Below are 11,419 nucleotides of genomic sequence, written 5' to 3'. Positions count from 1 at the left end.
GTACATCTTCATCAATTCTAGTGGAGTCGCCCAACCGGGCAGTACGGTAAAAGCCCAGGCGCCGGCATCGTGGCAAGATTCACACGCTCTCTCAGTTGATGCGGGTTTTTCGGCGATGCTCTCTCGGTTGATGTGGGGTTTCCTGGGGTGCTCTTGCAGTTTGGCGCTGGTGGTCGACGGCGGGCCGGCCGGGCAGTGCGGGAGGGTCCCCCGGGAGGGCGCGTTAAGTGAGAGAGGGTCCCCCGGGAGGGCGCGTTAAGTGAGAGAGGGTCCCCCGGGAGGGCGCGTTAAGTGAGAGAGGGTCCCCCGGGAGGGCGCGTTAAGTGGCTCTTCGCGGTTGGTGGTGAAACGGGTTCCGTGTCTTGAAAGCTGAAGGGCTCGTAGCCCTGCTGTGATGGATGTTCTCTACGCATTCATCAAGAGTCAGGAGCTACGAGCCTTGATCGAGCCTACTTCGCCGCGCCCCGATGCTGCCACCGCCATTTTCAACCTGCCCGACTACCGAGTCACCGGCACCGAGGTCCTCTCCTTCGGCCAGCGGCGGATCCGGGTCGTGGCCACCACAGAGGCCGGTTGCCCGTCGTGTGGCGTGATCAGCACCCGGGCTCATTCCCGTCGGCCACAACGGTTGCGGGACATTCCTGTCGCCGGGCCGGTCGAAGTAGTCTGGGCCAAGCGGAGATTCTTCTGCGATGAGTACCTGTGCCCCCGCCGGACATTCACTGAAGAGACCACCCAGGTCCCGCGCCGGGCACGGTCCACCCGCCGGCTCCGTGAGGCCCTGGTGGCTGCCGTCATCGGCTCCGGCAGGGCCGCCGCGGAGGCCGCCGCTTCGTTCGGTGTCTCGTGGTGGCTGGTCCAGCGGGCTCTGGATTCGGCGGCGCTGACGCTGCCTGATGTAGATGCCCTGGCCCCGCGGATGCTCGGCATCGATGAACACCGCTACCGGTCCGTGCGGTTCTTCCGCGACCCCGCCACCAAGGCCTGGAAACGCTACGAACCCTGGATGACCACCATTGTCGATCTCGACACCGGACAAGTCCTTGGCATCGTGGATGGCCGCGACAGTGAGGGCGTCGGGGACTGGCTGTTCGCCCGTCCGCTTCAGTGGCGCCTGGGCGTGCAGGTCGTTGCCATCGACCCCTCGGCGGCGTTCCGCAAGGCCCTGCGGATGTGGCTGCCACGCACCGCTGTCTCGGTCGACGCGTTCCACCTGGTCAAGCTCGGCAACGACATGCTCACCGAAGTCCGTCAACGACTCACCCAGCAGACCCATGGTCGGCGGGGGCGCTCCGTTGACCCGGTCTGGGCCAACCGGCGACTGCTCCTGCGCGCCGGGGACACACTCTCGGACCGGGCACGGGACAGGCTCAGCACCGTGTTCGCAACCGACGATGCCACCGGGAAATTGCAGGCAGCGTGGCTTGTCAAGGAACAGCTCCGGGCCCTGCTGACTACCGGCTCTCTTGCCGACGCAGCCGCCGCGAAAGACCGGTTGCAGGTCCTGGTCGAGCGAGCCGCGCAGCCGGAGACGAACCGGCTCTGGCGCACGGTCTGCAGGTGGTGGAAAGAGATCGAAGTCCTCATTGTCACCGGTGCGACAACCGCGAAAGTGGAAGCCAACAACACCGCGATCAAACACATAAAAAGGACTGGCCGGGGATTCACCAACGCACGCAACTACAAAACGCGTATCCTGTTGCGCAGTGCCGCCAGAACAGCGGCATGAACATCCCTCACGGCAGAACGTTCACCACGAACCGTGAAGAGCCCGTTAAGTGAGAGAGGGTCCCCCGGGAGGGCGCGTTAAATGCGGGAGGCCCCAACCTGGTGGTTGGGGCCTCGACCTAATGGTTGTCCGGCGGTGACCTACTCTCCCACACCCTCCCGGGTGCAGTACCATCGGCGCTGTGGGTCTTAGCTTCCGGGTTCGGAATGGGACCGGGCGTTTCCCCCACGCTATGACCGCCGTAACCTTGTTACCCGTCCGCCCGGGTGATCCCCGGGGGTGGGAAGTGTTGTGGTTACAACATTGTGGTGTTGTTATTTAGTTGGTGTTCCCTGCAACAAATGGTTTGTTGTTCGGGAACCACATAGTGGACGCAAGCAGTCTTGTTTTTTCTTTTTACCAACCCTGGTGTGGAACCGCTTTTGAACCGGTTTCACGGGTGTGGTGTGTGGTGTAAGTTATCGGCCTATTAGTACCGGTCAGCTTCACGAGTCGTTAGTCCTCGCTTCCACATCCGGCCTATCAACCCAGTGGTCTGGCTGGGGGCCTCTCACACACGAGGTGTATGGAAATCTCATCTTGAAGCGAGCTTCCCGCTTAGATGCTTTCAGCGGTTATCCCATCCGAACGTAGCTAATCAGCGGTGCACTTGGCAGTACAACTGACACACCAGAGGTTCGTCCGTCCCGGTCCTCTCGTACTAAGGACAGCCCTTCTCAAATTTCCTGCGCGCGCAGCGGATAGGGACCGAACTGTCTCACGACGTTCTAAACCCAGCTCGCGTACCGCTTTAATGGGCGAACAGCCCAACCCTTGGGACCTACTCCAGCCCCAGGATGCGACGAGCCGACATCGAGGTGCCAAACCATGCCGTCGATATGGACTCTTGGGCAAGATCAGCCTGTTATCCCCGAGGTACCTTTTATCCGTTGAGCGACGGCCATTCCACAATGTACCGCCGGATCACTAGTCCCGACTTTCGTCCCTGCTCGAGATGTCTCTCTCACAGTCAAGCTCCCTTGTGCACTTACACTCGACACCTGATTGCCAACCAGGCTGAGGGAACCTTTGGGCGCCTCCGTTACTTTTTAGGAGGCAACCGCCCCAGTTAAACTACCCATCAGGCACTGTCCCTGACCCGGATTACGGGCCGAAGTTAGATGTCCAAAGTGACCAGAGTGGTATTTCAACGATGACTCCACCCGAACTGGCGTCCGGGCTTCAACGTCTCCCACCTATCCTACACAAGCCACTCCGAACACCAATACCAAACTATAGTAAAGGTCTCGGGGTCTTTCCGTCCTGCTGCGCGTAACGAGCATCTTTACTCGTACTGCAATTTCGCCGAGTTTATGGTTGAGACAGCGGGGAAGTCGTTACTCCATTCGTGCAGGTCGGAACTTACCCGACAAGGAATTTCGCTACCTTAGGATGGTTATAGTTACCACCGCCGTTTACTGGGGCTTAAATTCTCAGCTTCGCCTTGCGGCTAACCGGTCCTCTTAACCTTCCAGCACCGGGCAGGAGTCAGTCCGTATACATCGTCTTGCGACTTCGCACGGACCTGTGTTTTTAGTAAACAGTCGCTTCCCCCTGGTCTCTGCGGCCCCGATCCCCTCCCACCAGCAAGTGGTGTTCAAGGTTGGGGCCCCCCTTCTCCCGAAGTTACGGGGGCATTTTGCCGAGTTCCTTAACCATAATTCTCTCGATCGCCTTAGTATTCTCTACCTGATCACCTGTGTCGGTTTGGGGTACGGGCGGCTAAAACCTCGCGTCGATGCTTTTCTCGGCAGCATAGGATCACCGAATCCCCCCAAACGGGGGTCCCATCAGATCTCAGGCATCATGAACAGCGGATTTGCCTACCGTTCGCCCTACATCCTTAGACCGGGACAACCATCGCCCGGCTCGGCTACCTTCCTGCGTCACACCTGTTAATACGCTTGCCTCCCAGGATCAGGTCCTGCGCTCCACCAAAACCCTTCACCCACAAGGGGTGTCAGGCAGGTCTCGGGCAGTTAGTATCCCCTGTTCAGCATGGGCGGTTTTTCGCCGGTACGGGAATATCAACCCGTTGTCCATCGACTACGCCTGTCGGCCTCGCCTTAGGTCCCGACTTACCCAGGGCAGATTAGCTTGACCCTGGAACCCTTGATCATTCGGCGGACGGGTTTCTCACCCGTCTTTCGCTACTCATGCCTGCATTCTCACTCGTGTAGGCTCCACCGCTGGTTTACACCGCGACTTCACCGCCCACACGACGCTCCCCTACCCATCCAAACGCCTGAACCACAAGGGCTTAGCTAATATTTGAATGCCACAACTTCGGCGGTGTACTTGAGCCCCGCTACATTGTCGGCGCGGAATCACTTGACCAGTGAGCTATTACGCACTCTTTTAAGGATGGCTGCTTCTAAGCCAACCTCCTGGTTGTCTTCGCAACTCCACATCCTTTCCCACTTAGCACACGCTTAGGGGCCTTAGTTGGTGGTCTGGGCTGTTTCCCTCTCGACTATGAAGCTTATCCCCCACAGTCTCACTGCTGCGCTCTCACTTACCGGCATTCGGAGTTTGGCTGACGTCAGTAACCTTGTAGGGCCCATTAGCCATCCAGTAGCTCTACCTCCAGCAAGAAACACGCAACGCTGCACCTAAATGCATTTCGGGGAGAACCAGCTATCACGAAGTTTGATTGGCCTTTCACCCCTACCCACAGCTCATCCCCTCCATTTTCAACTGAAGTGGGTTCGGTCCTCCACGACGTCTTACCGTCGCTTCAACCTGGCCATGGGTAGATCACTTCGCTTCGGGTCTAGATCACGCCACTGCAACGCCCTATTCAGACTCGCTTTCGCTACGGCTGCCCCACACGGGTTAACCTCGCGACGTAACACTAACTCGCAGGCTCATTCTTCAAAAGGCACGCCGTCACCAGAATCAGACTGGCTCCGACGGATTGTAAGCACACGGTTTCAGGTACTGTTTCACTCCCCTCCCGGGGTACTTTTCACCTTTCCCTCACGGTACTGGTCCGCTATCGGTCATTAGGGAGTATTTAGGCTTATCAGGTGGTCCTGACAGATTCGCACGGGATTTCTCGGGCCCCGTACTACTTGGGATACTCTCACAGGCGGTACACAACATTACGGTTACGGGGCTAACACCCTCTCTGGCCGGCCTTTCAAGACCGTTCACCTATGCCTGCACATCACACCCCACCAGCCCGGCAGAACTGGTATGGAAAGTCCCACAACCCCGACCATGCAACGCCCGCCGGCTATCACACATGGAACGGTTTAGCCTGATCCGCGTTCGCTCGCCACTACTAACGGAATCACTATTGTTTTCTCTTCCTGCGGGTACTGAGATGTTTCACTTCCCCGCGTTCCCTCCACGCACCCTATGTGTTCAGATGCGGGTCACCGAGTCACTCGCGCGCTCGGCGGGGTTTCCCCATTCGGACACCCTGGGATCACAGTCCGGTTATCGACTCCCCCAGGCTTATCGCAGATTCCTACGTCCTTCTTCGGCTCCTAATGCCAAGGCATCCACCGTGTGCTCTTAAAAACTTGACCACAAAAGATCAAAAACGCTAATTTTCGAGAGAACCATGAAAACCACTGCACCATCCCGAAAGACAGCACAACAGATCCAGGTTCATATTCTTGGAAATTGCTTCTTATAAAAGATGCTCGCGTCCACTATGTAGTTCTCAAACAACAACCCCAAACCACACACCCCACACACACAACATGCATGATCGGTGCAGCCAGGAAACCAGAAACAAACAAACCCGCAACCCCCGCCCCGCAAAACGGGACGGAACCACGGCCCTGTTGCCTCAGGACCCAACAGTGTGCCAAACACGAAACCACCCGCACCCACCAGCACCCTTCCAGGAACCCCCGCAAAGAGGAACCGTACTAAGCACCGGAAAGAACCGGCAGCCGCTATTCGTTGATATTCCACCCTTGAGCACCCGCCGCAGAACTTGCGTCTGCGCAACGGGCTGTACTCCTGACAAACCCCCGCACCGCATACACGGCACGAACAATCTGTAGGTGCTCCTTAGAAAGGAGGTGATCCAGCCGCACCTTCCGGTACGGCTACCTTGTTACGACTTAGTCCCAATCGCCAGTCCCACCTTCGACAGCTCCCTCCCACAAGGGGTTAGGCCACCGGCTTCGGGTGTTACCAACTTTCGTGACTTGACGGGCGGTGTGTACAAGGCCCGGGAACGTATTCACCGCAGCGTTGCTGATCTGCGATTACTAGCGACTCCGACTTCATGGGGTCGAGTTGCAGACCCCAATCCGAACTGAGACCGGCTTTTTGGGATTAGCTCCACCTCACAGTATCGCAACCCTTTGTACCGGCCATTGTAGCATGCGTGAAGCCCAAGACATAAGGGGCATGATGATTTGACGTCGTCCCCACCTTCCTCCGAGTTGACCCCGGCAGTCTCCTATGAGTCCCCACCATCACGTGCTGGCAACATAGAACGAGGGTTGCGCTCGTTGCGGGACTTAACCCAACATCTCACGACACGAGCTGACGACAACCATGCACCACCTGTAAACCGACCGCAAGCGGGGCACCTGTCTCCAGGTATTACCGGTTCATGTCAAGCCTTGGTAAGGTTCTTCGCGTTGCATCGAATTAATCCGCATGCTCCGCCGCTTGTGCGGGCCCCCGTCAATTCCTTTGAGTTTTAGCCTTGCGGCCGTACTCCCCAGGCGGGGCACTTAATGCGTTAGCTACGGCGCGGAAAACGTGGAATGTCCCCCACACCTAGTGCCCAACGTTTACGGCATGGACTACCAGGGTATCTAATCCTGTTCGCTCCCCATGCTTTCGCTCCTCAGCGTCAGTTAATGCCCAGAGACCTGCCTTCGCCATCGGTGTTCCTCCTGATATCTGCGCATTTCACCGCTACACCAGGAATTCCAGTCTCCCCTACATCACTCTAGTCTGCCCGTACCCACCGCAGATCCGGAGTTGAGCCCCGGACTTTCACGGCAGACGCGACAAACCGCCTACGAGCTCTTTACGCCCAATAATTCCGGATAACGCTTGCGCCCTACGTATTACCGCGGCTGCTGGCACGTAGTTAGCCGGCGCTTCTTCTGCAGGTACCGTCACTTTCGCTTCTTCCCTACTGAAAGAGGTTTACAACCCGAAGGCCGTCATCCCTCACGCGGCGTCGCTGCATCAGGCTTGCGCCCATTGTGCAATATTCCCCACTGCTGCCTCCCGTAGGAGTCTGGGCCGTGTCTCAGTCCCAGTGTGGCCGGTCACCCTCTCAGGCCGGCTACCCGTCGTCGCCTTGGTAAGCCATTACCTCACCAACAAGCTGATAGGCCGCGAGTCCATCCAAAACCACAAAAAGCTTTCCACCCCCCACCATGCGATGAGGAGTCATATCCGGTATTAGACCCAGTTTCCCAGGCTTATCCCAGAGTTAAGGGCAGGTTACTCACGTGTTACTCACCCGTTCGCCACTAATCCCCCCACAAGTGAGGTTCATCGTTCGACTTGCATGTGTTAAGCACGCCGCCAGCGTTCATCCTGAGCCAGGATCAAACTCTCCGTTGAAGTAAAACAGACACAACCCCCAGCCCCGGGAAAACGGGACAAAAAGGCTGCACAAAATTTGAAACCAGCTGTAAAAACCAGACCACCCACAGGGGCGGATGACCCGGTCAATTCAACCAATCACTAAAACAATTGGTATCAACAAACTTGGCACACTATTGAGTTCTCAAACAACAGACACATTCGAATATTCCCGAAAACAATTCAATTCAATGAATTTCTATTTCGTATTTCTTCGCTGCGATGTTTCAATCTTATTTCATTCATTTTCACTTTGCAAATCCGGTAGTTTTCCCGGAATTCACTCTGCGGAACGAATCCGCCCATCAAAAACCGGAGCAATTTCTTCCGTCAGTGCTTCTGCACATCGTGAAGTTGCTTCACTTTTTGGTGGGGGTTGGTCGCTATTTTTCCGCTTCAGCGGCGGCGACTCAGAAAACATTACACGCTCCCCCGCGGCCGTGCAAATCGGCTGCGGAGGAGCGTGCAGGGGGTCTTCGCGGGGCGGGTGATAAGCCTAGGGAACCAGGACTTCCACGGTAGCGAGGTTCTTCTTTCCGCGGCGCAGGAGCAGGTACTGCCCATGCAGAAGTTCGGACTCCGAAATCACGGCTTCGGGGTCGGACACCTTCTCGTTGTTGACGTAGGCTCCGCCTTCACCAACCGTCCGCCTGGCGGCCGACTTGCTTTCGGAGAGGCCGGAGGCAACCAGCAGGTCCACGATTCCCATCGCATCCACCTGGACAGTTGCAGAGGGAAGCTCTGACGTTGCCGCCTGCAGCGTGGGCTTGTCCAAGGCTGTGAGGTCGCCGTTCCCGAAAAGCGCTGCGGAGGCCGCGATGACCTTCTCGGTGGCTTCCACTCCATGCACGAGGGACGTCACTTCATAGGCAAGCTTCCGCTGTCCCTCGCGGGCGAACGGGCGCTCAGCAACAGCCACGGCGATTTCTTCAATCTCGGCCCGGCTAAGGAAGGTAAAGACCTTCAGCCGGTTCACGACGTCGGCATCCGCCGTGTTGACCCAGAACTGGTAGAAGGCATAAGGGCTGCACATGCCGGCGTCCAGCCAGATGGCGTTGCCCTCGCTCTTACCGAACTTGGTGCCGTCGGCGTTGGTGATCAACGGAGTTCCCAGGGCGTGGACGCTCTTGCCCTCCACTTTGCGGATCAGCTCGGTTCCGCTGGTGAGGTTGCCCCACTGGTCCGAGCCGCCGGTCTGCAGCACGCAGCCATAATCCCGGTACAGCTGGAGGTAGTCCATCCCCTGCAGGATCTGGTAGCTGAACTCCGTGTAGCTGATGCCCTCATCCGAGTGCAGCCGGGAGGCCACGGCGTCCTTGCGCAGCATGGTGCCCACGCGGAAGTGCTTTCCCACGTCACGCAGGAAGTCAATGGCGCTCAGCGGCGCGGTCCAGTCCAGGTTGTTGACCATCCGGGCTGCGTTGTCACCCTCGAAGCTGAGGAACCGGCGGACCTGCGCCTGGAGGTAGCCCACCCACTCGGCGACGGTGTCCTTGGTGTTCAGGGTGCGTTCGGCCGTGGGACGGGGATCGCCGATCATGCCGGTGGAACCGCCCACGAGCCCGAGGGGCTTGTGGCCGGCCAACTGCAGCCGGCGCATGAGCAGGAGCTGGACGAGGTTGCCCAGGTGCAGGCTCGGCGCGGTGGGATCGAAGCCGCAATAGTACGTCACCGGGGCGCCGGCGAGCAGTTTTTCGAGTTCTGCTTCGTCGGTGGAGACGTGGACCAGGCCACGCCATTTCAGCTCCTGCCAGACATTGGCAAAAGTGGCGTCGTTCTGCTGCGATTCGAGGCTGTTGAGTTCTGGCACGCCTTCTAAGTTAGCAGTATTGCGGCAGGCAGGATCAGCGCTTGATCCCGGCCGGCACAGGTTCCGAAGCAATAAGCCGCAGCCGCTGGGTGGCGCGGGTCATCGCGACGTACAGGTCCCCCACCTTGCCGTGCTCATGGTTCAGCATCATGGACGGCTCCAGCACCACGACGCCGTCGAACTCCAGCCCCTTGGCTTCCCGGGGGCTGATCACCACGATGTCCTGCTCATAGCTGCCTGCACCCGTGCCCACGCGGCGCCCGTAGGCGGCGCGCAGGGCCGCAGTGGCTTCCGACAAAAAGGCGCCGTCCGCGATGACGGCGAGGAGTCCGCCGTCGAGCGCGTCCAGTTCCTCGGGCAGGACCTCAACCAGGCGGCTGACCACCTGGCCCGGATCCACCTCGTCGATGACGGGCGACCAGCGTCCTTCGCGGACAGCCTTGGGCGCCGAGACCACCAGTCCGGCTGCGTTGGCCATCCGGACCGCGGCTTCGGCGATCTGGGAGGGGGTCCGGTAGTTGACCGTCAGCTCCTCCAACTGCCAGCGCTCACCGAACATCGGAGCAAGCGCGCCCTGCCACGAATTCGCGCCGGCCACCGAACTCGTCTGCGCGATGTCCCCGACGATCGTGAAGGACTTCAGGGGGCACCGGCGGACCAGCAGGCGCCACTGCATGGGCGATAGCTCCTGCGCCTCGTCCACCACGATGTGGCCGAAGGCCCAGGTGCGGTCGCTGGTGGCGCGCTCGGCAGCGGTCTGCCTTGTTTCCTGCTCCTGGTTCTGCTCGGCCAGTTCCTCGGCCGACATCAGCGGGTCCACGCCCGCCGCCTCCATGTTGACCAGCGTCTGCTTCGCGTTCGCAAGGTCCCGGGCGCGGTCGTGTTCTTGCTGGGCCAGGCCACGCCCCGCAGCCGGATCAAGCTCGCCGAGCAGCTCCGCAGCCTCATCCAGGAGGGGTACGTCGGATTCCGTCCAGGGCGCGTCCGCGGGGCGCAGCAGCAGGGCGCGCTCCGCCGGGGCGAGCTTGGGCGTGCAGGCTTCCAGGATGGCAGGCTTACTGAAGAGCTCGGAGATCAGCTTTTCCGGCGTCATGGGCATCCAGCAAAGGTTGAGGGCGATCCGCACGTCACGGGCGCTGCGCACATCCTCGGCAAGGTAGGAGCGGTCGGCGTTGTTGCCGATGTTTCCGGCTTCCACGAGCTCCGTCATCTGTTCGGTCAGTTCCCGGAGCAGGATCTTGACGAACGTCACGCGTGCCTCGTTGTGGGGCTTGCCGGTGGAGCGTGCCCGTTCCCTTGCCCGGCGCACCTGGCGCTGGGTCAGCACGAGTTTCCGGCCGTCGACTTCAAGGATGCGGTCCTCGGCGGGCATTCGCTGCCGGTTGGCCACGGCATTGGCCACCACGCCGGCCATGTCCAGCCGGCCCTTGATGGCGGCAACCGCGGCGTCCGGCTCGGGGACAGCGTGGATTCCGGGCATGAGGCGGCCGACGCTGGCCATGACCACGCCGGTCTCACCGAGGGAGGGCAGCACCCGTTCGATGTACTTCATGAACGACGACGACGGGCCCACCAGCAGGACGCCGGCGGTCTTGAGGCGGTCGCGGTGGGTGTAGAGCAGGTAGGCGGCGCGGTGCAGGGCAACAGCGGTCTTGCCGGTACCGGGACCGCCCTGCACCACGAGCGCGCCGGAAATCGACGAACGGATGATCCGGTCCTGCTCGGATTGGATGGTGCTGACGATGTCCGACATCCGGCCGGTCCGCTTGGAGTTCAGCGCGGCGAGCAGGGCGCCTTCGCCCTGCAGCGACTCGTTGTCCGCAAGCATGTCCGCGTCAAGGACGTCGTCCTCGATGGCCTTGACCTCACGGCCCTGCAGGATGAGGTGCCGGCGGCGGCGGACGCCCTGCCGGTCAAACGCAGTGGCCTGGTAGAAATGGCCGGCCTCGGGCGCGCGCCAGTCCACCATGAGCCGTTGCAGGTCCTCGGTGGTGAGGCCAATGCGGCCAATGTACTGCGCTTCGCCTGAGTCCAGGTCCAGGCGGCCGAAGACCAGGCGGTCGTCTACAGCATCCAGCTGCGCCAGGCGGTCCTCATACAGTGCAGCGAACGCGTCACGTTCCGAAACGTTCTGCATGGTGCCCACGGCCCCGGCCCGGCGGACCTGGGCCAGTTGGCGGCGCTTTTCCTCGCGCAGCTCTTCCAGCCGCGCATACAGGCCGGCAACATAGTCCCGTTCGTGGGCCAAATCGGCGTCGAGCATT

At 60.0% G+C, this 11,419-nt stretch carries 3 protein-coding genes and 3 rRNA genes; 1 reads left to right on the top strand and 5 read right to left on the bottom strand.

The features are described 5' to 3' along the window. The first annotated feature begins 439 nt into the window (after nucleotides 1–439). The gene (locus SMD14_RS07745) at nucleotides 440–1,729 is read left to right on the top strand and encodes an ISL3 family transposase (protein WP_013601589.1); all 1,290 of its coding nucleotides are present in this window, start codon (nucleotides 440–442) and stop codon (nucleotides 1,727–1,729) included. A gap of 127 nt (nucleotides 1,730–1,856) precedes the next feature. On the opposite strand, the gene rrf is transcribed toward SMD14_RS07745, so the two are convergent. The 5 genes from rrf to SMD14_RS07720 all read right to left on the bottom strand — a co-directional run bounded on the left by rrf (nucleotide 1,857) and on the right by SMD14_RS07720 (nucleotide 11,418). Further along, nucleotides 1,857–1,973, bottom strand: a 5S ribosomal RNA gene (rrf, locus tag SMD14_RS07740). Nucleotides 1,974–2,177: 204 nt separating this feature from the next. Further along, nucleotides 2,178–5,304, bottom strand: a 23S ribosomal RNA gene (locus SMD14_RS07735). A 497-nt stretch (nucleotides 5,305–5,801) separates the two neighbouring features. Continuing rightward, a 16S ribosomal RNA gene (locus SMD14_RS07730) occupies nucleotides 5,802–7,324 on the bottom strand. The 16S, 23S and 5S rRNA genes sit together here, the layout of an rRNA operon. Nucleotides 7,325–7,841: 517 nt before the next feature. Then, nucleotides 7,842–9,155, bottom strand: a complete 1,314-nt coding sequence (gene tyrS / locus SMD14_RS07725; protein ID WP_321215896.1) for a tyrosine--tRNA ligase — start codon at nucleotides 9,153–9,155, stop codon at nucleotides 7,842–7,844. A 34-nt stretch (nucleotides 9,156–9,189) separates the two neighbouring features. Continuing rightward, nucleotides 9,190–11,418 carry an AAA family ATPase gene (locus SMD14_RS07720; protein ID WP_321215895.1) on the bottom strand — a complete coding sequence of 743 codons (2,229 nt, stop codon included), beginning with the start codon at nucleotides 11,416–11,418 and terminating at the stop codon, nucleotides 9,190–9,192. Between the last annotated feature and the right edge of the window lies 1 nt (nucleotide 11,419).

The organism is Pseudarthrobacter oxydans, assembly GCF_034258515.1.
Taxonomy (GTDB): Bacteria; Actinomycetota; Actinomycetes; order Actinomycetales; family Micrococcaceae; genus Arthrobacter.
The sequence above is the reverse complement of the archived record's forward strand: the minus strand, read 5'-3'. Positions and strand labels throughout refer to the sequence as shown.

Bases quoted from the DNA above. Each gene is read 5' to 3' on its own strand.
- SMD14_RS07720 (WP_321215895.1), bottom strand. From the start codon at position 11,418: ATGCTCGACGCCGATTTGGCCCACGAACGGGACTATGTTGCCGGCCTG.